General features: G+C 39.8%; 17 protein-coding genes and 3 pseudogenes. 14 read left to right on the top strand and 6 right to left on the bottom strand.

The features are described 5' to 3' along the window. A pseudogene (locus B3D47_RS00660) lies at positions 1–163 on the bottom strand (UDP-glucose 6-dehydrogenase); the annotation flags it as partial. Positions 164–346: 183 nt separating this feature from the next. Between B3D47_RS00660 and B3D47_RS00665 the strand changes: the two are divergent. The 9 genes and pseudogenes from B3D47_RS00665 to B3D47_RS00695 all read left to right on the top strand — a co-directional run bounded on the left by B3D47_RS00665 (position 347) and on the right by B3D47_RS00695 (position 7,008). Beyond that, complete coding sequence (locus tag B3D47_RS00665; protein ID WP_071320474.1) at positions 347–1,120, top strand: glycosyltransferase; 774 nt, start codon at positions 347–349, stop codon at positions 1,118–1,120. Positions 1,121–1,174: 54 nt separating this feature from the next. Further along, entirely contained in the window at positions 1,175–2,149 is a 975-nt protein-coding gene (locus tag B3D47_RS00670; RefSeq protein WP_286859405.1) for a stealth family protein, read from the top strand. Between the two features lie 9 nt (positions 2,150–2,158). Next, the gene (locus B3D47_RS00675; RefSeq protein ID WP_286859461.1) at positions 2,159–2,923 is read left to right on the top strand and encodes a glycosyltransferase family 25 protein; all 765 of its coding nucleotides are present in this window, start codon (positions 2,159–2,161) and stop codon (positions 2,921–2,923) included. A gap of 10 nt (positions 2,924–2,933) precedes the next feature. Further along, the gene (locus B3D47_RS00680; protein WP_286859408.1) at positions 2,934–3,704 is read left to right on the top strand and encodes a glycosyltransferase family 25 protein; all 771 of its coding nucleotides are present in this window, start codon (positions 2,934–2,936) and stop codon (positions 3,702–3,704) included. 17 nt (positions 3,705–3,721) lie between these two features. Beyond that, positions 3,722–4,486: a glycosyltransferase family 25 protein gene (locus tag B3D47_RS00685; RefSeq protein WP_286859411.1), complete on the top strand. Its 765-nt coding sequence runs from the start codon at positions 3,722–3,724 to the stop codon at positions 4,484–4,486. 107 nt (positions 4,487–4,593) lie between these two features. Continuing rightward, positions 4,594–4,884 (top strand): annotated as a pseudogene (locus B3D47_RS14785) (glycosyltransferase family 25 protein); the annotation flags it as partial. Continuing rightward, a complete protein-coding gene (locus B3D47_RS14790; RefSeq protein WP_376747595.1) occupies positions 4,865–5,056 on the top strand; it encodes a glycosyltransferase family 25 protein in 192 nt (63 codons plus the stop codon). The pseudogene B3D47_RS14785 and the gene B3D47_RS14790, both read left to right, overlap by 20 nt. A 388-nt stretch (positions 5,057–5,444) precedes the next feature. Next, positions 5,445–6,206 carry a glycosyltransferase family 25 protein gene (locus B3D47_RS00690; RefSeq protein WP_286859414.1) on the top strand — a complete coding sequence of 254 codons (762 nt, stop codon included), beginning with the start codon at positions 5,445–5,447 and terminating at the stop codon, positions 6,204–6,206. A 13-nt stretch (positions 6,207–6,219) separates the two neighbouring features. After that, positions 6,220–7,008 carry a capsular polysaccharide synthesis protein gene (locus tag B3D47_RS00695; RefSeq protein ID WP_286859416.1) on the top strand — a complete coding sequence of 263 codons (789 nt, stop codon included), beginning with the start codon at positions 6,220–6,222 and terminating at the stop codon, positions 7,006–7,008. Between the two features lie 7 nt (positions 7,009–7,015). Here the strand turns inward: B3D47_RS00695 and B3D47_RS00700 are convergent, their stop codons facing one another. The 4 genes and pseudogenes from B3D47_RS00700 to B3D47_RS00715 all read right to left on the bottom strand — a co-directional run bounded on the left by B3D47_RS00700 (position 7,016) and on the right by B3D47_RS00715 (position 11,205). Further along, entirely contained in the window at positions 7,016–7,234 is a 219-nt protein-coding gene (locus B3D47_RS00700) for a hypothetical protein (RefSeq protein ID WP_253170116.1), read from the bottom strand. Positions 7,235–7,351: 117 nt separating this feature from the next. Further along, positions 7,352–8,217, bottom strand: a pseudogene (locus B3D47_RS00705) (lysophospholipid acyltransferase family protein). A gap of 276 nt (positions 8,218–8,493) precedes the next feature. Further along, positions 8,494–10,278 carry an aspartate--tRNA ligase gene (aspS, locus tag B3D47_RS00710; protein WP_163172087.1) on the bottom strand — a complete coding sequence of 595 codons (1,785 nt, stop codon included), beginning with the start codon at positions 10,276–10,278 and terminating at the stop codon, positions 8,494–8,496. 162 nt (positions 10,279–10,440) lie between these two features. Beyond that, complete coding sequence (locus B3D47_RS00715; RefSeq protein WP_286859420.1) at positions 10,441–11,205, bottom strand: DUF4184 family protein; 765 nt, start codon at positions 11,203–11,205, stop codon at positions 10,441–10,443. A 141-nt stretch (positions 11,206–11,346) separates the two neighbouring features. Between B3D47_RS00715 and znuD the strand changes: the two genes are divergently transcribed. Further along, entirely contained in the window at positions 11,347–13,491 is a 2,145-nt protein-coding gene (gene znuD, locus B3D47_RS00720; RefSeq protein ID WP_286859423.1) for a zinc piracy TonB-dependent receptor ZnuD, read from the top strand. A gap of 106 nt (positions 13,492–13,597) precedes the next feature. Continuing rightward, positions 13,598–15,061, top strand: coding sequence for a phospholipase D-like domain-containing protein (locus tag B3D47_RS00725; RefSeq protein WP_286859425.1), 1,464 nt, complete (start codon positions 13,598–13,600; stop codon positions 15,059–15,061). Positions 15,062–15,117: 56 nt separating this feature from the next. On the opposite strand, the gene B3D47_RS00730 is transcribed toward B3D47_RS00725, so the two are convergent. Then, positions 15,118–16,758, bottom strand: a complete 1,641-nt coding sequence (locus B3D47_RS00730; protein ID WP_163172079.1) for an acyl-CoA synthetase — start codon at positions 16,756–16,758, stop codon at positions 15,118–15,120. 481 nt (positions 16,759–17,239) lie between these two features. Here B3D47_RS00730 and B3D47_RS00735 point away from each other — a divergent pair, with 481 nt between their 5' ends. The 3 genes from B3D47_RS00735 (at position 17,240) to thrS (ending at position 21,861) form a co-directional block, all read left to right on the top strand. Continuing rightward, on the top strand, positions 17,240–18,520 hold the full coding sequence (locus tag B3D47_RS00735) for a D-arabinono-1,4-lactone oxidase (protein ID WP_286859427.1): 1,281 nt from the start codon (positions 17,240–17,242) through the stop codon (positions 18,518–18,520). Positions 18,521–18,542: 22 nt separating this feature from the next. Then, on the top strand, positions 18,543–19,700 hold the full coding sequence (locus B3D47_RS00740; protein WP_286859430.1) for an alanine racemase: 1,158 nt from the start codon (positions 18,543–18,545) through the stop codon (positions 19,698–19,700). Between the two features lie 238 nt (positions 19,701–19,938). Continuing rightward, positions 19,939–21,861: a threonine--tRNA ligase gene (thrS, locus tag B3D47_RS00745; protein WP_008303473.1), complete on the top strand. Its 1,923-nt coding sequence runs from the start codon at positions 19,939–19,941 to the stop codon at positions 21,859–21,861. Positions 21,862–21,886: the final 25 nt, after the last annotated feature.

A 21,886-nucleotide genomic window follows, 5' to 3' on the forward strand; every position in this document is an offset into this window, starting at 1 on the left:
TTAAAAAAGTTGAAATGTCAGGATCCTGAATCGGAGAAATCTTCTGATTTAACATTTCAACTTTATTGTCAATAATATCTAATGCCACGACTTCATGATGTTGTGAGAAGATCATGGCATTGGAAAGGCCGACGTAACCGGTGCCTGCAACTGCTATTTTCATATCAACCTGATTATGTATTTTTAATAGGGGAGCCAGAGCCCAAGCCAATAGTGGTGTTCTCAAGGCGGTTTCATATCATACCATAAAGTATTTTGAGTATTATGAAGGTGTTGAAAAGCGGGGGAGTAACTTTGCTTTAGAGATGGTATGATATGGCGCAGAATGCTGGTGGAAGATGAATACATGCAGGAAAACGTAAACGACTCACTGTCAGGTCAGGCTCATACACAGTCTGAACAGAATATTGTGCTATGCATGAAGTGGGGCACCAAATATGGGGCAGAGTACGTCAATCGTTTATACAACATGGTCAAGCGTCATACTACGGTTGACTTTAAAATGGTGTGTCTGACAGACCGTACCGAGGGCATTGATCCTGCTGTTGAATGTTTTCCTATTCCGCCATTGGCCTTGCCAGCAGGTAGTCCTGAACGTGGCTGGAATAAGTTATCGACCTTTGAACCTGATTTATATGGTTTAAAAGGAAATGCACTTTTTCTCGATTTAGATGTTGTGATTGTCGATAATATTGACAGTTTCTTTACCCATCCGGGTGATTTTTTGATTATTCATGACTGGAAACGTCCATGGCGTATTACCGGAAATAGCTCGGTTTATCGTTTCAAGCTGGGAGCTTTTCCTGGTTTGATGCCATATTTCCGTGAACATTTTGATGAAATCCGTCAGAAGTTTCGTAATGAGCAGGCTTATTTATCCTGGTATGTTGATCAGGAAAAGAAACTGAGTTACTGGCCGGATTCCTGGTGCAAGAGCTATAAATATCACTGTCTGCAAAAAATTCCAATGGCTTATTTCAAGCCGCCTGTGAAGCCGGAAGGTGTCAAAATTATTATTTTCCATGGTGAAATCAATCCACCTGACGCAATTAACGGCGGCGGTGGTAAATGGTACCGTTATGTTCTGCCATCGCAATGGATCAAGGATGCGTGGCAATAATTATTAAGTGTAGTAATTAAGCAATCCGGTACCTATTTTAAAGTGATGAAGTAAATGCAGCAGCAAATTGATATTGTAATTGCCTGGGTGGATGGCAATGATCTGGAATTAAAAAAGAAACGGCATAAATATCTGACTGGTGAAGATGCATCCGATGCAGTCAGTGATACCCGCTTCGCCAGTAATAATGAAATCTACTACAACATTGCTTCAATCCTGAAATATGTACCTTTTTGCCGCAATATTTTTGTAGTGACCGATAACCAGCGCCCAGAATTTATTGATGAATTTACTGCACAAGGCCTGTGTACTGCCGATAAAATTCGTGTAGTGGATCATCGGGAAATTTTCAGAGGTTATGAGCAGCATTTGCCTACTTTCAATACCCGATCCATTGAAAGTATGCTCTGGAACATTGAAGGATTATCAGACTACTTTATTTATTTGAATGATGACTTTTTCTTTAATTCAACTGCGCAGCCAGAAGATTTTCTAAACGGTAATCATTTGGTGATCTATGGCCACTGGCAAAGCAGTTTTGCGTTGAAAACAAAGTTAAAATATCGCCAATTTTTGCAGCGTCAATTTGGCAAGCCGATTCAGCCGAAGCACATGATTGCACAAATGTTAGGGGCAGATATCCTGGGTTTCAAAAAGTTTTTCGAGATCCATCATTATCCACATATTGTTGATCGTCATGTTTTGAAAGATTATTTATTGGAACATCCGCAGCTGCTGGAAACCCAGATTAAATACAAGTTCCGTAGTGTAGAGCAGCTTAATCCCATTTCACTGATGAATCATATCAAGATTCAAAAGCAGCAAGCTGAGCTGAAGCCTGATATTGAACTGGCTTATCTGAAAAATGAAGATAGCCTCGACAGTTTCGTTTCAGCTTTAGATAATTCTGCAATAAAATATGGTTGTATCCAGAGTCTGGATCAATTAAAGCCAGCAGATGCAAAGCAGATCAGTAATGCCATGCAGCAAAAACTGGCTGGTTATTTGCCAAATTCAATTTTAGCTTAGAGGTTCATGATGAAAGTAATTACTTATCTGATTAATCTGGATGGTAGTCATGAACGGCTTGAACGGGCGACTCAGCAACTAGATGCAGTGCACTGGCCTTTTGAGCGTTTCTCTGCAGTCGATGGCCGCGGCAAGGCTTTAACTGAATTTGCCAACTATGATGATCAAGGTGCGCAACAGATTCTTGGACGTAGCCTGATGAACTCGGAATTGGGGTGTTATCTGAGTCATTATGGTTGCGCAGAGAAGTTTCTGAATACTGATGCAGATTATCTGGTTGTGCTTGAAGATGATATGAAAATTAATCCAGACTTTAAAACAAAGCTGGATAGTGTGTTGGAATATCTGGATCAGCATAAAGAATTAGATTGGTACTTAATCAATATTGCAGCCAAAAAGAAAAAGCTGGCGAAAGATATTACCCAGATTGAAGATATGAGCATGTGGCATGCTTTTTATTTTCCAATTCGCGGATTAGGTTTGATCTGGTCACGCCAAGGTGCTCAAGCATTTTTAGAAGCAGGTAACAACATAAATATGCCTGTCGATATTTTCTTCCAGACCTGGCTGAGTAAAAATGGAAAGGGATTAGGTGTGTGGCCAGCCTTGGTTCGACCTGCAGGCTTAGACAGTGATATTTTAGGAACAGTCGCTTCTCAGGGTGTATCACGTAAACAAAAAGAAAATCGTGGGTTGTCCCATGGTTTGAAGAAGCAAAAGCGCATGTGGCGTGATCGCTATTATGCACTCAGACACTTAATGGCTTCAAAGTAAGTAAATCTGTATGAAAAACATTGTAATTAGCCTAAAAACAGCAACTGCACGTCGTGAACACATTCAAAAAGAATTTGGTAAACAGAATATCGGTTTTGAATTTTTTGATGCATTGACACCAGATTTGGCAAAACCACTTGCTGCGAAAATGTCTCTAAATGTGCAAGAAGATTTTATTACGGCAGGCGAACTCGCTTGTTTTATGAGTCATGTATCGATCTGGCAAAAAATGGTAGATGAGCAGATTCCGCATTTGGCAGTTTTTGAAGATGATGTATATTTGGGAGAAAATGCTGACTATTTTCTGAGTCAGGATGACTGGATTCAAAATGACTGGGATATTATTAAAATAGAAGCTTTTGCCGATAAGGTGTTTTTAAGTGGGCCTAAGATAAATATCGCAAATGGATCGCGTCAGATTGTTCAGTTAATGGGAAAAAATTTAGGGACAGCGGGCTATATTCTAAGCTTGAAAGGGGCACAAAAATACTTGGATTATGTGCGGAAGATCCAGTTAATTCCTTTAGATCAAGTCATGTTCGATGAATTTATCCGAGAGAAAATTCATTCTGTTTACCAGATGACACCTGCGCTGTGTATTCAGGAGATGATGCTATTCCCTGAAAAGAAGACAGTTCTCTCAAGTGATTTGCTTGCTGAACGTAAAGCGCGTATGCGTAAGCAGAAGAAAAAGGGGTGGGCAAAAATTCAGTTGGAAATTATGCGTGTGCTTAAGCAAGTGAAATATGCTTTAGTTGGGCAGAGCATTGGTTTTAAATAATTGTAAGAATACTTATTATGAATAATTATGTCATTAGCCTTAAATCAGCAGTAGATAGAAGAGCTCACATCCAGAATGAATTTAACTCACAAAGTATACCTTTCAATTTTTTTGAAGCCATTGAACCAGCTTTGAATAAAGAATTATTAGAAAAATTTAAATTGAATACTAAAGCCAATAAGCTGACAGAAAATGAAACAGCTTGTTTTCTTAGTCATTTTTCTCTTTGGAATAAAGTAATTAAAGAAAAGTTAAATTATATCGTAATATTTGAAGATGATATTTATTTAAGTGAAAATGCTTCTGACTTTCTTTGTGGTGAATGGCCCGTAAATAAAGATATTATTAAAATTGAGAAAGTTTATAAAAAAGTTGTATTAAAACAAAATGAAAAAATTAAAGTAGGTGAATCTGAATATACAATAGGTATCTTGCAAAAAGGACATCTTGGCGCTGGTGGATACGTACTTTCGTATGCAGCAGCTAAAGATTTAATAGCTTATGTACAAAGTTTAAATGTGTTAGACCATATTGATCAAATATTGTTTAACCAATATTTGAAAAAAGGTAAATATCCAATTTATCAATTGAATCCCGTCCTTTGTATACAAGACTGTATTTTAAATCCGAATAATCAATCTTTTATTTCATCACTACAATGGAGAGAAAATAAAATAAAAACTAAATTATCCTTTAGGGATAAAATAAAAAGAGAATTCATTAGAATATTTAAGAAAATTATTGAATATCCATATACTATTAAATTAATATTTCATAAATAAAACTAGGATTTTTTATGAATTTTTTAATTAGCTTATCAACGGCATGGGCAAGACGAAAGCATATTGAGAAAGAGTTTTCTTAGAATAATGATTTTTTTAATTTCTTCAATGTAGTAAATAAGGATACTCTCAATGAAAATGAGAGAAAATATAATATTGATTTTAGTAAATCAAATTTATCTAATAGTGAAAAAGCTTGTTTTTTAAGTCATGTCAAATTATGGGAATATTTAATAAATAGTGACTTAAAATATCTTACAATTTTTGAAGATGATGTTTATTTATCTAAATATTGTAATGAATATTTAAATGATTATAATTGGATTCCTAGTAAAATACATTTTATAAAAATAGAAAAAATTTCAAGATGTTGCTTTAATGGATTTTCAAAGAATTAGTTTTAATAAAAATCTGTCTCTAAGAAGGTCGAAAGGTAAACATTTAGGAACAGCAGGTTATATTATTTCAAAATCAATGGCTAAACAACTACTAAATCAAGTATGTAGTAAAAAAATTTTACGCCCTATTGATCAACTAATTTTTAATTTTTATATAAAAATAAGTTTATAACTATCTATCAATTAAACCCATGTGTAGTTATTCAAGAAGATCGAATTGGAATAAATAATCTTCCAAGTCAATTGTAGAATGAGAGAAGTAAAAAACTCTTAAATTGTTAAAATATAATAAAAATATATTTTAAAAAATTATAGATGAATTAGTAAGAATTATGAATAAAATTCAAAAAAATATTCCAAGATTTACTATATTAAATAATTTTTTAGGCAGTACTACTTGAAATTCTTATTAAGAGATTTTGAAGTAGTATAATAAATTGATTTTGCTATTTTTTATTTGTAATAAAAATTTATTACTGTGTTAATAATCTTTGTTGGTTTTCAACCTTAAAATAATTTATAATTGTTAGGGGATATCAATAAATATTATTAGGGTGTGTATGAATTATGTTATTAGTTTGAAAGATGCGGATGAGAGGCGCTTGCATATTTCAAATGAGTTTGAAAAACATAATTTAAATTTTAAATTCTTTGACGCGATAACAGTTAAAGAAGTAGATGCATATGCTAAAAAATTTGATATTAAATTTGATGATAATATGTTGACGCAAGTTGAGAAAGCTTGTTTTTTAAGTCATATCGTGATTTGTGAAAATTTTTTAAAGAGTAATTTAGAATATATAGCAGTATTCGAAGATGACGTGATCTTAGGGATTCATTCCAATCATTTCTTAGCTGATTTTTCTTGGATTCCTTCAAATATTGATTTTATTAAAATAGAAAAATTTGAAAAAAATGCATTTATGTCATTGAAAACTATAAACATAGGATATTGTCGTTTTTTAAGACTCTTAAAAGGTAAACATTTAGGTGCTGCAGGGTATATTCTGTCAAGAAATGCTGCTCAAGTAATTTTGAATTCTGTTTATGGAAAATTTATAAATAAACCTATTGATGTAATTATATTTGAGGATAAAATTTTATCTAAAGAATATAAAATTTATCAAATGGTACCAAGTTTAGTTATTCAAGCTGGAAGATTGTCTAAGGGAGCTTTGCCAAGCCAGTTACAAGGCGAAAGATGCAGAAGAAAAATAGTTGTATCTAAAGAAAAGATTAATATTCAATTGAAATTGAAGAGGGAATTGTTCAGAGTTATCAAGAATATCTGGAAGCTTTTCTGTAAAGTTAAATTTAATTGATTACGAGATTTTTATGAAATTTTTATCAAATTTTTTTAATAAAAAATATTTTTATGAAAAAGAAAAATATAATATTCGTTTTTTAGAAAAGAAAATAAAAAATCCCGAGGCTATAACTAAAGTTAATAAAGTTATTTACTGTTTTTGGACAGGGAATAACCCTATGTCTGAAAATAGACTAAAAGGTTTGAAAAGTCTGCAAAAAAATTCTGGTGCAGAAGTAATTTTAGTTAACCCATCTAATTTGGATAATTTTATAAAAAAAGATTTTCCTCTACATCCAGCTTATTCTTATCTTTCTTTAGTGCATAAATCAGATTATTTAAGATGTTATTTTATGCACCATTTCGGTGGAGGCTATAGCGATATCAAACCTCAATTATATAATTGGGAAAAAGCATTTGAAAAATTGAATAATGATAATAATGTACTTGCAATTGGCTATCATGAATCCTCATATAAAGATATCGGTTATATAAGAAAATTCGTTAATCCCATTGATGCAAAAAAAATGAATAAAGATTTGAAGAAAAATTTTAATCTAGTTATTGGTAATGGTGGATATATTTTTAAACCGTATACACAATTTACAGAATTGTGGATCACAGAATTACATAAGCGATTAGATGAAAATTTTGAAACCTTGAAAGCACATCCAGGTAATATTATGGGTGATAATGAAGGCTATCCATTGCCTTGGACTTCCATTCTTGGTCAGATATTTCATCCATTATGCCTTATGTTTCATGAACATCTCTTATTTGATGAAAATTTAAAACCAGTATGTAAAGATTATCGCTAATAAAATTTTAATTTTTATCAGGATTCCCTTTCAACACCATATAAATCAAACCAACAAAAATCAGAAATGCACCAATGATACTGCTAAGGCAGAAGTAGACAATACGATCATTGGTGTCTAAAGAGAAAAGATTGTTGGCAAGAATATAGCGCATAAACAACCATTGAACGACTGAAAACACAATCAGCATGATGCCACGATTACGGACAGCAGGACGCATCGCCATGGGAGACAATCCACATCTTAAAAGAATGTAGAGATTATGCCATTTTTAGGACAGAATCTCAATTTAATCTATTTTCTAGAATTAAGATTTAGCTCATCAGTACTTATGAAATTTGATTTAAGCCTTATATGGATTATGATTGTCATAACAGTTTCTAAAGCGTTTATATGACCAAATATATTGTGCAGGTATTGTTGCAATCATTTGTTCCATATGTTGATTCAGACAAAGTACGCTGGTTTGTAGATCCTTAGACATAATATTATTCGATATAGAACTACAGTGAATATCAAAATAGCTGTGTCGATTGGTACGAATACAGCTTATGCCTACCACATTACATTGAGTTTTTTGAGCTAATTTGGGAACAATAGTTCCTGAAAGAACGTTTTGTTTAAAAAAATCTGCATAGATGCCGCCCGAAGGCTTAGGAATATGATCTGGCAAAATAACAGTAAGACCACCTTGGTTTAAATGTTTAAATATAGCTCTTATACCTGTTTCATCTGCAGGGACTAAAATTGCATTTGTTTTCTGGCGAGCCTGCAAAATATAGCGATTGATATCTTTATTTCTATTTGGCTTATACATAATCATGGGTTGTGTTTGTGAGCAAAGCCACGCATTTAGTAATTCCCAGCTTCCCAAATGTGGAACTACAACAATCACACCTTTTTTCTTATTGATAGCCTGGTTGAAATGTTCAATGTCATGAATTTGATTGATACGTGAAAGGTTGTAATCAGTAGACATTCCCCAAAATTTAATACATTCCAAATAACTTAAACATTGACTTTGAATACTTTTTCTAATGATATTTTTTTTTGTTTATCATTTAGTTCAGGATAGGCCAGTTGAATATTAATCTGCGTGATACGATGAATAGATGAATTGGTTCGATATAAAAACCAAGCAATGATGTACCCGAACAATTGTAAAATGCGTAAAGGCAATATAGCTAAAAAAGTTAGTAGAAAATACATATTTTAAAAAAGACTCTTTAATAGGCGGGTTTAATCTTGAAAATTATATAAGTGCCTAAAAATCTAAGAGATCATCAAAAATAGCAAAGCAACTTAATGGTTAATATAAAATATTATGAAAAAATAGTTTAAGAAAATTCATCTATATTTTCATACTGAGAGGATAAGATTTTTTTATACTCAAAGCCCTAGTTAAAAATATAAAAAATGAGTCGCTAACATAGTGATAAAAAAGCCCTGCACAGAGCAGGGCTTATTTACTTAAATCTTCAAGAATTATTCTTGAGATTCAGCTTTTGGTTTTTCGCGTAAACGAATACCAAGGTCACGCAGTTGATTTGATTCAACTGGCGCAGGCGCTTGAGTCAATGGACATTCAGCCGTTTTGGTTTTCGGGAATGCAATCACGTCACGAATAGATGATGCACCTGTCATAAGCATCACTAAACGGTCAAGACCAAATGCCAAACCACCGTGAGGAGGCGCACCGAATTTCAATGCGTTTAACAAGAAGCTGAATTTTTCTTCTGCTTCTTCTTCAGAAATACCCAGCGCTTCAAAGATCGCTTTTTGCATTTCTAGGTTATAAATACGCAGTGAACCACCACCGATTTCAGTACCATTCAATACCATATCGTAAGCAACAGAAAGCGCAGCGCCTGGGTTGTTCTTCACTTCTTCAACGCTTGATTTAGGTAGCGTGAATGGGTGGTGAACAGACGTCCATTTACCATCGTCAGTTTCTTCAAACATTGGGAAGTCAACCACCCAAAGCGGTGCCCACTCGCATGTTGCAAGTTTCATGTCATGACCAATTTTCACACGAAGTGCGCCCATTGCGTCATTCACGATTTTCGCTTTGTCTGCACCGAAGAATACGATGTCGCCATTTTCAGCGCCAACACGTTTTAATAGATCCAGCACGATTGGCTCGATAAATTTAACGATTGGAGATTGAAGACCTTCAATGCCTTTTTCAAGTTCGTTGACTTTGATGTACGCCAAACCACGTGCACCGTAAATGCCTACAAACTTGGTGTATTCATCAATTGCAGAACGTGGCAGTGAGCCTGCACCCGGTACGCGAAGTGCAACAATACGACCTTTAGGATCTTTTGCTGGACCTGCAAATACTTTGAACTCAACGTCTTGCATTAAGTCTGCAACGTCCACCAGTTTCAACGGAATACGTAAGTCTGGCTTGTCAGATGCATAGTCACGCATAGCATCTGCATAGGTCATACGAGGGAATTTTTCGAATTGCACGTCTAGAAGTTCTTTGAACATCTTGATCGTCAATGTTTCCATCAAATCCATAATGTCATCGTCACTCATGAACGATGTTTCAACGTCGATTTGGGTGAATTCAGGCTGGCGGTCAGCACGTAAGTCTTCATCACGGAAACATTTTGCGATTTGATAGTAACGATCAATACCGCCCACCATCAACAATTGTTTGAACAGCTGTGGAGATTGTGGCAGGGCATAGAAGCTACCATTTGATACACGGCTAGGTACTAAATAGTCACGTGCACCTTCAGGAGTCGCGCGAGTTAAAATCGGAGTTTCAACATCTAAGAAACCATTTTCTTCGAAGTAGTTACGAATCAGGTTAGTCAGTTTAGAACGGAAACGTAAACGGTCTAACATTTCAGGGCGACGGATGTCCAGGAAACGGTACTTTAAACGTACTTCTTCAGAAATGTTGGTATTTTCGTCATTCAATGGGAATGGCGGAGTTTCTGACGCAGCAAGAACTTCAATTTCTTTACCAAGAACTTCGATTTGACCGCTGGTGATATTTGCGTTTTCAGTTCCTGCATAACGACGACGTACGCGGCCTGTAATTTTTAATACAAATTCTGAACGTGATTTGTCGGCAGTTGCGAATGCTTCAGGAGTATCTGGGTCAATAACCACTTGAACAAGACCGTCACGGTCACGCATGTCAAGGAAGATTACACCACCGTGGTCACGGCGACGGTGAACCCAACCGCATAATGTTACGGTTTGGTCAATTTGAGCTTCGGTTAATGAACCGCAGTAATGAGTTCGCATCATAGCGTTAAAAATCCAACTATATGGTTTAAGGTCAGCGAATACGTAAACAGCGTACCGCTTTTCGTAAAGGTAGGATTATGCCTCTTTGGGCATGTAGTCACAAGAACTTGGGTCAAAAACAATATCACTTTAAAGTAAATAGAAGAAAAGCCAGCGCTTTGTCTATCCCATCCTACTACCTCTGTCTAAAAATAAAAACAATAAACAGCCCAGACTAAAGGTAATCAGAAAGCCTTGGCTAAATTCATTAATAGATCGTCCAGTAAAATAATAGAGATCCGATTGCCAGACGTCTGTAGGAATATAGCGTGCATAATCCCAGACTGAAAACAGAGCGGTTAATATAGAAAAGAAAAATAAGCCCCAGGCAAATGACTTGATTTTTAGGCTGACTGCGAGATATTGGCGATGCTTTTTATAGTAGTGCACACTCATCCACAATATAAAAGGTAAGGCTAGAAAAGATGTGCCAATCTGTAAAATCCGGTGCAGCGGATAACTTTGTCCAAATAACTGAAACTGTTGCGCTAAGATTTCATGGAAGGCAAAAGTCCGAAAATCGACGTGGGTCAGACCATCCCAGATTAAATGAGTGGCTGTGCCGATGATCAGTGCCAGACACATCGCCAAGATAAATCTTAAAGCTGAAAGGATGCTGTAAATATCTAAATCATGATAAATACCGATGAAACGGTAAATTACTGGCCGGTAAACCAGATACCAGATGCTACAGAAAGCCAGCCCAATCCAGAGGTCTGGATGAATCAGCGAAGACCATAAATGCGTGATATTTGAATTGCTCGAAGTAAAGAGTCGATGTAAATCGGGCACCATACAGCCAATCGCCATCGCAGCAACAGGTAGCCTATTACCGCTTAAACGTGAAATAGGTGGAGCAAGTACAGCATGGGACAAGGTAAAGGGCATAAAGATAATGTTTTAATGTAATAAAAAAATATTCAAAGAGCATTCTAATAAAATATATCACTGGTTATCGTAAACGATTGCAAAAATAATGAAATGTTATATTATAACATTATTCTATTTTAGTCATTTTGAGCTTGGGTCATGTCTTTTCATAAGAATTTAATAACACTCTCTATTTTTGCGGTTATTACACCATCAGCATTCGCACAACAAGAAGAAGCGACAGTAACTGTACAAACGCTGGAAACCATCCAGGTTCAGGCCCATCCATTGATACAAACCGCAGCAGATTTTGCGGTTGCGGATCATGTGGTGGATCAAAAAGCATTATCTGAGCGTGCGACGACTATTGGTGATGCACTGGCAGATGAATTGGGTGTCTATTCAAATCAGTTTGGTACAGGTGCAAGTCGTCCGGTCATTCGAGGTCAGGATGGCCCACGTGTGAAAGTGTTACAGCATGCTTCAGAAACTGCTGATGTTTCGACCTTGTCTCCGGATCATGCTGTCACCGTTGATCCGATTCTGGCGAAACAAGTCGAAGTGATTCGCGGTCCATCTACGCTACTTTATGGCGCTGGTACAGTCGGTGGTCTGGTGAATGTCACCGATCAAAAAATTCCGACCCAGATGCCTGAAGATGGTCTGGAAGGTACAGTCGGCCTGCGCTATAACTCAGGTAGTGACGAAAAGTTAGCAAGTGCTGGTGTGACAGCGGGTATTGGTGAAAATTTTGCTTTGCGTGTAGAAGGCTCAAAGCGTAAAGCCAATGATTATATTGCGCCGGATTATGTGGTCGAAGAGCCGCATGGAGATCACTCCCACTTTCATAAAGAACGCCGTGTCGACAATACTTTTGCAGAAGGACAAACAGTCAATATTGGCGGATCATGGATTCATGATCGTGGTTTTGTTGGTCTATCTTATAGTAACCGTCAGGATCAGTATGGCTTGCCCGGTCATAGTCATGAATATCATGGCTGTGTCTTACATGGTGATCATTTTCATGGTTGTCCAACACCTGATGATTCAGATGTACCAGCCCATGAAGAGCATGGTGGACCATGGGTAGATTTAAAATCTGTACGTTATGAAGTACGAACCGAGCTGGAACAGCCTTTTGCCGGTTTTGAAAAGTTACGTGCGCATGCCAGCTTTACCGATTATGAACATGATGAACTGGAAGAAAATGCAGTCATCAGTAACTTTAAAAGCAAGGGCTATGATGCACGTTTAGAACTGGTGCATGTTCCTGTCGCAGGTTGGGAGGGGGTGATTGGAACCCAGCTTTCACAGCAAAAAATTAATTTATCCGCTCCAGAAGCACATGGTCATGCAGAGCACGATCATGAAGGACATGAGCATGATCATGGTGAGCATGCGAGTCATAATCATGATGTGCTGATGGCAGACACCAAAACCCAGAAATACAGCTTATTTGCTTTGGAACATAAACAGATCGGTGATGTACATGTGGAACTTGGAGCACGTGTCGATCATCAAAAAGTAACAGTAGACTCGGAACAGAAAGATTATTCCGGTACGGGTCTTTCCGCATCTGCGGCTGCGAATTGGGAGTTTGCACCGAGTTACAAACTGTCTGTAGTCGGATCACATCAACAGCGTTTGCCTCTAGCGCAAGAGCTGTATGCTGATGGTTTGCATTTTGCGACCAATACCTATGAACTCGGTAATCCTGATCTCGATAAAGAAACTTCAAATAATCTTGAGTTAGGTCTGCATTATGAAGGGGATAAACTGGATTACCATGTGCATGTCTATCACAACTGGTTTGATGATTATATCTATGGCGAAACGGTAGCGCAGAAAGGTAATTTACGTGGCGTGCAATATACTCAAGACAAAGCCAGATTCTATGGTACAGAAGCACAAGCCGGGTATCAGATCAATGATATGTATAAGCTCAGTGTCTTTGGTGACTATGTGCGCGGTAAAATCGAAGGCGAGAATGCACCACGTGTACCGGCAGGTCGTTTAGGAACAAAAGTCGAAGCAGACTTTGCCGATGGCTGGTCAGGTCTGGTTGAGTATTATCATGTCTTTAACCAAGACATGATCGCCAGCTATGAAGATGAAACTCAGGGCTACAATATGGTGAATGTTGGTTTAAGCTATGCCAATAGCCTTGCAGATAATAATGCGTATCGCGTGTATTTCAAAGCCAATAACCTGCTCGATGATCAGGTCTATTCACATACCTCATTCCTGTCCAATATTCCGCAAGTCGGTCGCAACTTTACTGTCGGCGTGCAGTATGATTTCTAACAGGTCTACGAAAATAATCGACCAAATCATCTAGATCTCACTGAAATCTACTTGAAAAATCATAAGATTAAACCTAGCCTGAGCCTATTGGGTTAGGTTTTTTCTTATGCGTATCTTTCAACGAATTCACAATAAATTGAACTGGTCGAATCGCCGTTATGCGGCTTTGATCATTAGTATGCTGGCTGTGGGTTATCTAGCTTCGGCGATCTACCACACGTATAAGCCGTTGCCGGAAGGTCTGAATTACACAGGCAAGCTTCGCCATGCCGAAGTCAAGTTTCTGGCCGATCAGACTTATCTGGATGCACAAGGCAAGCAGCAGCTAGATCATCGCATTTTTAATGAAATGCTGAACATGATCGAAGAAGCCAAATCGCTGATCGTGCTGGATATGTTTTTATTTAATCAGCAAACTGGGGCATCTACGCAGGAACATCAGGCATTAAGTCAACAACTGACGGATGCTTTAATCAGTAAACGTCTATTGCAACCTGAAGTCGAAATCAAGTTTATTACCGATCCAATTAATTCGGTCTATGGCGGAATTCGATCCGAGCAGTATCGAGCCCTACGTCAGCACGGTGTTGATGTGATTGAAACCAATCTGACGCCATTGCGGGCTTCCAATCCAAGCTGGTCCGGCTTCTGGTATATCTGTTGCCAGGGCATTGGCAATAATCCGGAAACAGGCTGGTTGCCGAATCCATTTGGAACAGAAAAAATTACCCTGCGCAGTTATTTTGATTTATTTAACTTTAAAGCCAATCATCGTAAAACCATGGTGGTCGATACCGATCAAGGCTGGAAAGCACTGGTCACGTCCATGAACCCGCATGATGGCAGTTCGCGGCATTCCAATATTGGTTTATTGGTTTGGGGTAGCATCGCTGTGGACATTCTGAAAACCGAGCAATCTGTCGGCATGATGTCACAAGCCAATATGCCTGCCATTGTCGCCGGGGATTTTCAGGCAGACAGCAGCCAGCCACAAGTTCAGGTGCTGACTGAAAAAGCTATTTATGATGCGATTCTGAATCTCATTCAGACAGCCAAAGCCAATGAGCAGATTGATCTGGCGATGTTTTATCTGTCTGAACGCAAAATTATTAAAAGCCTGATCGCGGCACATGAACGTGGTGTCAAAGTCCGGGTTTTACTCGATCCAAATAAAGATGCTTTTGGCCGTGAGAAAAACGGGATTCCAAACCGGCAAGTGGCTTGGGAACTGCATAAAGCAGGTATTGATGTGCGCTGGTGCCGTACTCAGGGTGAGCAATGTCATAGCAAAATACTGATGAAGCGCAATGCTCAGCAAGCTGAAATGATTTTAGGCTCGGCTAATTTTACCGTACGGAATCTGAAAAACTATAATCTGGAAACCAATATGCGCGTGCTGGGGCAGCCTCAGGCCGAAGTGTTCAAGGATGCCCAGCAATATTTTGACGGTGCATGGTTAAATCTGAATGGTCGTTCCATGAGCGTGGACTATACGCAATATGCAGAAGATTCGTTCTTTAAATACTGGCTATACCGTTTTATGGAATGGAGTGGCTGGTCGACGTTCTAGATGAGAAATCAAAAGGAAGTCGAGATGACTTCCTTTTTTTATCGAATAACAATGGACTAGCTAAACTCACCAGTTGAGCGTTCTTTGGCCCATTCACGCAGGACAAATTTTTGCAGCTTGCCAGTCGAAGTTTTTGGAATCTCAGTAATCACTACATCTTTTGGCACTTTGAAACGCGCCAAATGTTCACGGCAGAATTCAATAATTTCTTCTGGTGTAACTTCGAAGCCCTGTTTGAGTTCAATAAAGGCACACGGCACTTCCTGCCAGCGTGGATCTGGTTTGGCGACTACCGCTGCAGTCAGAATCGCAGGGTGCTGATACAGCACTTCCTCTACTTCTAGCGAAGAAATATTTTCACCACCTGAAATGATGACATCTTTAGAGCGGTCAGTGATTTTGGCATAACCGTCTGGCTGGCAAACAGCGAGGTCACCGGTATGGAACCAGCCACCGGCAAAGGCTTCTGCCGTAGCTTCCGGATTTTTCAAATAACCTTTCATGACGATGTTACCGCGGAACATGATCTCGCCCAGCGTTTTACCATCATGTGGCACTTCCTGCATGGTTTCAGGATCAAGTACTTTCATACCATCCTGCAATGGATATGGTACACCTTGACGTGAGTGTAACTGGGCCTGTTCCTGGATGGTGAGATCGGACCAGCCAGCTTGCGATGCACATAGGGCAGAAGGACCATATGTCTCGGTTAAACCATAGACGTGCGTTACATTGATACCAATATTGCGCATGCCTTCAATAATGGCTGCTGGAGGCGCAGCACCTGCCACCATGACTTCTACACGGTGATCGAATTTGGTTCTTTTCTCTTCCGGTGTGTTGATGAGCATCGACAGGACAATTGGTGCACCACAGAAATAATCGACTTTATGTTTGGCAATCAGCTGGAAGATCAGTTCAGGATCAACTTTGCGTAAGCAGACATTGGTTCCGCCGTTGGCCGCCATGGTCCAGGCAAAACACCAGCCATTACAGTGGAATAATGGCAGGGTCCAGAGATAGGTTGCACGTGGCATCATGCCACAGGCAATGATGTTGCTGGCTGCATTGATATACGCGCCGCGATGATGATAAACCACGCCTTTCGGGTTGCCAGTTGTACCTGAAGTATAGTTCAGGCTGATCGCATCCCATTCATCTTGTGGCAGGTGCCATTCAAAATTGGCATCGCCTTGAGCCAGCCAGCTTTCATATTCAATCTGACCAATACGATCAGCAGCTTCTTCATAGTTCTCATCTGCTACATCGATGATATAAATATCCTGCTTGATCAGTGCCAGCGCTTCCTGCGCCACAGCAGTAAATTCAGGATCGACGAGCAGAACTTTAGTTTCCGCATGTTCTAGCATAAAAGCTAAAGTCTTGGCATCTAAACGGGTATTTAAGGTATTCAGTACAGCACCTGCCATCGGAACAGCGAAGTGCGCCTCGATCATGGCTGGAACGTTAGGTAAAAGGACAGATACGGTATCATTTTTGCCTACACCAAGCTGTTGCAACTGGTGAGCGAACCGGCGACAGCGCTGATAGGTGTCACGCCAGGTAATTTCGCGCTGGCCATGAATAATGGCATTCTGGTTGGGATAGATATAGGCCGCACGTTCTAGATAGCGTAAAGGTGAAAGCGCTACAAAGTTTGCTGGTGTGCGTGGTAATTCATCATATGCACTGACCATTGTTCTACTCCATGAATAAATAATTATTGTGTAATTACTCTAAATCTAGCAATTTTTAGTGATTTTGACATTTATGCTTTAGTCGAGCGTGAATGAAAGATCGAGCTTTTAATATCTAAATTTTTGTTTTTATTAAAATTTAATGGGTAAAATGAACTGTTACTTTCCATGTCTGTCATCATAATAAACAGAATAAAGTTGGCTCAAATAGAATCTGGTGTGCAATTTAGCTTCAAAGACCAGTGCAAATAGATAAAATGCCTGGCTTTTATTTTTGTGGATTAGTGACTGATAAAATCAAATTATTTTGCAAGTATTTATAAAAAAACGAGTTTTACAAATTTACATAGACTTTAAAATTGACTTGTTTCTCTAAATGGCTGCATGATGATTTCTAAATAAAAAGATATTTATAACAACAAAAATAAGAGCAATTATGTCCGGGTTTTATTGACTTAAAACCGGCTAAAAGGAAGCCGCTATGGAGATAGCACGCGCGGAGATGTGGGCCAACTGGTCAGGTTCCCAGCGATCCAGTCCCAGTATTTTTCATCCTTACAGCATTGAGATGCTGCAGGGGCTTGTGCGTATTTATCCAAAATTACGTGTTGTGGGCGCAGGACATTCCTTTAGTGCCCTGGCAAAAACCAGCGACGTGCAGGTTTGCCTGGATCAGCTTAAAGGAATGTGTGACTATGATCGAGAACAGTGTCGCAGTACCTTTTGGGCGGGGACCCGTTTGTATGATGTAGGCGAGAAGCTGGCCACCATTGATCAGGCATTGGCAAACCAGGGGGATATTGACCGGCAAAGTCTGGCAGGTGCCCTTGCTACAGGTACGCATGGAACTGGAGTGGAATTACCTTGTCTTTCTGCTCTGGTTTCTGAATTTGAATTGCTGACTGCGGACGGTCACTTGCTATGCTGTAACTCTGAGCAGAATACAGATATCTTTGCTGCAGGACGGGTGGCATGTGGCAGTCTGGGCATTATGACCCGTATCCAGCTACAAAACCGGCCTATGTACCGGTTGCAGGAGCAGATTCGACTTTGCTCACTCACCGACCTATATGCAAACATCGACAAATGGAAGCATCAGCACCGGCATATAGAGTTTTGGGCCTTTACCCATAGCGATAATGTCATTCTAAAAAGTCTGGATGAAACTCAGGAAGAAGCACAGGCAAGACCGGATGGGTGGCTGGATGAGGACTTCATGTTGAACATGTGCTGTGAGCTGAATCGAATTTGGCCAGGACTGAATCCCTGGTTACAGCGTCTGTTAAATATAGCGATCCGGCCATCGAAAGCAGTAGACTGGTCCAGCCGTATTTTTCCTAGTGTACGTAATACCCGTTTTAATGAAATGGAATACCAACTGCCGGTGAAACAGGGACTGGCCTGTTTTGAGGAAGTCATGGAAGTACTACAGCAACAGAAAGCGCCGGTATTTTTTCCAATTGAATTTCGTTATGTACGTGGGGACGATATCTGGCTAAGTCCATTTTATCAACAAGATTCAGTTTCGATCTCCGTACATCAATTTTACAAACAGGATTATCAGGTGATTTTTGATCTGGTAGAACCGATTTTCAGAAAATACGGAGGACGCCCGCACTGGGGCAAGCTGCATTCGCTGGAAGCCCGACAGCTTTGTGAACTCTATCCGAAATGGGATGAGTTTATGCAGTTACGAAAATCCCTTGATCCACAGGATAAATGGCTCAATCCTTATCTGGAGCGCCTGTTCATTCCATCTTGAATGAGCTGAGGAGGAATACAGTATGCTATATCTTGACTACTTTCAGGAACTCCAGAAAACTCTGCATGAGCAAGGAAATGGACAACCTCAATTGATTCTGGATCTGTCTAAGCTGGAACAGAATATTGACTGGTTACAGCATAAGATGCCGACCCATCTGAAACCGCGTCTGGTGGTGAAATCATTAGCCAATTCAATGTTGCTAAAACGAATTGCTAAAGCCTTTAATACCCAGTCTTTTATGGTGTTCCATCTTCCGCATGCGGTCCATATCCTGCAAGCCTATAAGCAGGCAGATATTCTGATGGGCAAGCCAGTGCCTTTGCAATGTCTGAAAAGCTTTATCGAAGATCAGGCTGAGCATCTGCCGAAAGTGCAGTGGCTGATTGATTCAGCTGAGCGTCTGAAAAATTATCTGGCATATGCCAAGGAGCAGAATCTACAGCTGCGGATCAATCTGGAAATTGATATTGGCCTGCATCGTGGTGGGCTGTCAGATCTAGAGCAGTTTATGCACTGCCTGGCGATTATCAAAAGCTATTCGGAATATCTGAGTTTAAGTGGTTTGATGGGTTATGATGCTCATGTTTCTAAGTTGCCTAGTGCATTATTTTCTCCCATCCAGAGCTATCAAAAATCTCAGCAGTGTTATATGAACTTCATTAATGTCATGTGCCAGATGCTGCCTGAGCTGGATCTGTCTGCTCTTTGTCTGAATGGAGCGGGAAGTGGTACCTTGCATCATCACTTTATCCAGACGGTCTGTAATGATGTGTCCTTCGGTTCGATGCTGCTCAAGCCAACTGATTTTGATCTGGAAGGCCTAGAGCCCATGCAGCCGGCTTTATGGATTGCTGCACCAGTACTGAAGGTGTTGGAGCAAATTCAGTTACCTGGATTAGAGCGATTAAAGCGATTTCAACCACGGCAACGGGCGGTATGTATCTATGGCGGCTACTGGCGCGGGAAATGCATCTATCCGCCAGGCACGAAACCGCATTTACTATATGGACGCAGTAGTAATCAGGAATTGTTGCAGATTCCATCTAGTTGCCGGATTCAGGTCGATGATTATGTATTTTTCCGGCCCGCCCAAAGTGAATCGATTCTGCCACAATTTGCTTCGCTGTATGCTTATGAGCAGGGACAATATCAAAAGTGGGAGAATTTTAGGGAATAACAGGATGGATCATGGTGGCTATCTCCTAAGTCATTCTGAACATACTGCAAAGGATTGGCAGCAAAACATGTTTTCAGCCGAGAAAAAAGGATTAACGGTTTATTAAATGGCCCGAGACGTGTAAAATTCTAGGCGATTTTTTATTTATCCACCGTTTTTATCTTTTGAGGTTCTCCTCGATCATAATCTCGCGGTGACATGCTCCATTGTACGGGGCATCACTCCTTAAGGATTTCATATGCCAATTATCACTTTGCCAAATGGCGATCAAAAACAGTTTGATCAAGCCGTATCTGTGATGGAAGTTGCTCAAAGCATCGGTCCTGGTCTAGCAAAAAATACTGTTGCAGGTCGTGTGAACGATCGTTTAGTAGACGCTTGTGATCTTATTACTGAAGACGCAACCTTACAGATTATTACGCCGAAAGACGAAGATGGTGTTCATATCATTCGTCACTCTTGCGCACACCTAGTGGGTCATGCTGTTAAGCAATTGTTCCCAGAAGCAAAAATGGTAATTGGTCCAGTCATTGAAGAAGGTTTCTACTATGACATCTGGATGCCACGTCCATTTACTCTAGACGATATGGCAGCGATTGAAGAGCGTATGAAAAAGCTCATCGATCAAGACTACGATGTCATCAAAAAAATGACACCACGTGATGAAGTAATCAAAGAATTCACTGCGCGTGGCGAAGAATACAAACTCCGTCTGATCGAAGACATGCCTGAAGAAACACAAATGGGCTTGTATTACCATCAAGACTATCTGGATATGTGCCGTGGTCCGCACGTTCCAAATACTAAATTCTTAAAATCGTTCAAGCTGACTAAAATCTCGGGTGCTTACTGGCGCGGTGATGCGAAGAACGAACAGCTGCAACGTATTTACGGTACAGCTTGGGCAGACAAGAAGCAGTTAGCAGCTTATATCAAACGTATTGAAGAAGCAGAAAAACGTGATCACCGTAAAATCGGTAAAGCGCTAGACTTGTTCCATATGCAGGAAGAAGCACCGGGTATGGTGTTCTGGCATCCGAATGGCTGGACCATTTACCAGGTTCTTGAACAGTACATGCGTAAAGTTCAGCAGGACAATGGCTACGAAGAAATCCGCACACCACAGGTGGTTGATTTCACGTTGTGGGAAAAATCAGGCCATGCTGCCAACTATGCAGACAACATGTTCACGACGCATTCTGAAAACCGTAACTATGCGGTGAAGCCAATGAACTGTCCTTGTCACGTACAAGTGTTCAACCAGGGCTTGAAATCATACCGTGATCTTCCGGTACGTCTGGCAGAATTCGGGTCATGTCACCGTAATGAACCATCAGGTTCTTTACATGGGATTATGCGTGTTCGCGGCTTTACTCAAGATGATGCACATATTTTCTGTACCAAAGAACAAATCGGTACTGAAGTTGCAGACTTTATCAAATTGACACTGGATGTATACAAAGATTTTGGCTTCGAAGAAGTACAAATGAAGTTGTCAACTCGTCCTGAAAAACGTGTTGGTGATGATACACTTTGGGATATGGCAGAAAAATCTTTGGCGGATGCCTTAGATGCTGCTGGTCTGGAGTGGGAATTGCAGCCAGGTGAGGGTGCGTTCTACGGTCCGAAGATTGAATTCTCATTGAAAGACTGCTTGGGCCGTGTATGGCAATGCGGTACCATTCAATGTGACTTCAACCTTCCAGAACGTCTAGATGCATCTTACGTGACCGAAGACAACGATCGTGATCAGCCAGTAATGTTGCACCGTGCAATTCTTGGCAGTTTCGAGCGTTTTATTGGTATACTTATTGAACACTACGCAGGCTTTATGCCACCTTGGTTATCACCAATTCAGGCGTGTGTCATGAATATTACCGATTCTCAAGCCGAGGCTTGTGAGTCAGTCGTCGCAAAACTTAAAGAAAGCGGTATCCGCGCGATTTCCGACTTGAGAAATGAGAAAATCGGCTTTAAGATTCGTGAACGTACTTTAGAGCGTATTCCTTACTTACTGGTACTTGGGGACCGTGAAGTAGAGGAAGGTACGGTAAATGTCCGTACACGCTCAGGAACAAATTTGGGTACCATGTCAATCGATGCTTTCGTTGATCTGGTAAAAACAGCCGTTGCCGAACGCGGCCGGTACATTGTGGAGTAACAGCGATTAAACAGCCTGACCGTAA

Source organism: Acinetobacter sp. UBA3461 (genome assembly GCF_002381195.1).
In the GTDB taxonomy this organism is placed as follows: domain Bacteria; phylum Pseudomonadota; class Gammaproteobacteria; order Pseudomonadales; family Moraxellaceae; genus Acinetobacter; species Acinetobacter schindleri.

Excerpts from the sequence above, each read along its gene's own strand:
- aspS (WP_163172087.1), bottom strand. The coding sequence starts at position 10,278 with ATGATGCGAACTCATTACTGCGGTTCATTAACCGAAGCTCAAATTGAC.
- B3D47_RS00670 (WP_286859405.1), top strand. The coding sequence starts at position 1,175 with ATGCAGCAGCAAATTGATATTGTAATTGCCTGGGTGGATGGCAATGAT.
- B3D47_RS00685 (WP_286859411.1), top strand. The coding sequence starts at position 3,722 with ATGAATAATTATGTCATTAGCCTTAAATCAGCAGTAGATAGAAGAGCT.
- B3D47_RS00715 (WP_286859420.1), bottom strand. The coding sequence starts at position 11,205 with ATGCCCTTTACCTTGTCCCATGCTGTACTTGCTCCACCTATTTCACGT.
- B3D47_RS00665 (WP_071320474.1), top strand. The coding sequence starts at position 347 with ATGCAGGAAAACGTAAACGACTCACTGTCAGGTCAGGCTCATACACAG.
- B3D47_RS00730 (WP_163172079.1), bottom strand. The coding sequence starts at position 16,758 with ATGGTCAGTGCATATGATGAATTACCACGCACACCAGCAAACTTTGTA.
- B3D47_RS00725 (WP_286859425.1), top strand. The coding sequence starts at position 13,598 with ATGCGTATCTTTCAACGAATTCACAATAAATTGAACTGGTCGAATCGC.
- B3D47_RS00695 (WP_286859416.1), top strand. The coding sequence starts at position 6,220 with ATGAAATTTTTATCAAATTTTTTTAATAAAAAATATTTTTATGAAAAA.
- znuD (WP_286859423.1), top strand. The coding sequence starts at position 11,347 with ATGTCTTTTCATAAGAATTTAATAACACTCTCTATTTTTGCGGTTATT.
- B3D47_RS00690 (WP_286859414.1), top strand. The coding sequence starts at position 5,445 with ATGAATTATGTTATTAGTTTGAAAGATGCGGATGAGAGGCGCTTGCAT.
- B3D47_RS00740 (WP_286859430.1), top strand. The coding sequence starts at position 18,543 with ATGCTATATCTTGACTACTTTCAGGAACTCCAGAAAACTCTGCATGAG.
- B3D47_RS00675 (WP_286859461.1), top strand. The coding sequence starts at position 2,159 with ATGAAAGTAATTACTTATCTGATTAATCTGGATGGTAGTCATGAACGG.
- B3D47_RS14790 (WP_376747595.1), top strand. The coding sequence starts at position 4,865 with ATGGATTTTCAAAGAATTAGTTTTAATAAAAATCTGTCTCTAAGAAGG.
- thrS (WP_008303473.1), top strand. The coding sequence starts at position 19,939 with ATGCCAATTATCACTTTGCCAAATGGCGATCAAAAACAGTTTGATCAA.
- B3D47_RS00700 (WP_253170116.1), bottom strand. The coding sequence starts at position 7,234 with ATGGCGATGCGTCCTGCTGTCCGTAATCGTGGCATCATGCTGATTGTG.
- B3D47_RS00735 (WP_286859427.1), top strand. The coding sequence starts at position 17,240 with ATGGAGATAGCACGCGCGGAGATGTGGGCCAACTGGTCAGGTTCCCAG.
- B3D47_RS00680 (WP_286859408.1), top strand. The coding sequence starts at position 2,934 with ATGAAAAACATTGTAATTAGCCTAAAAACAGCAACTGCACGTCGTGAA.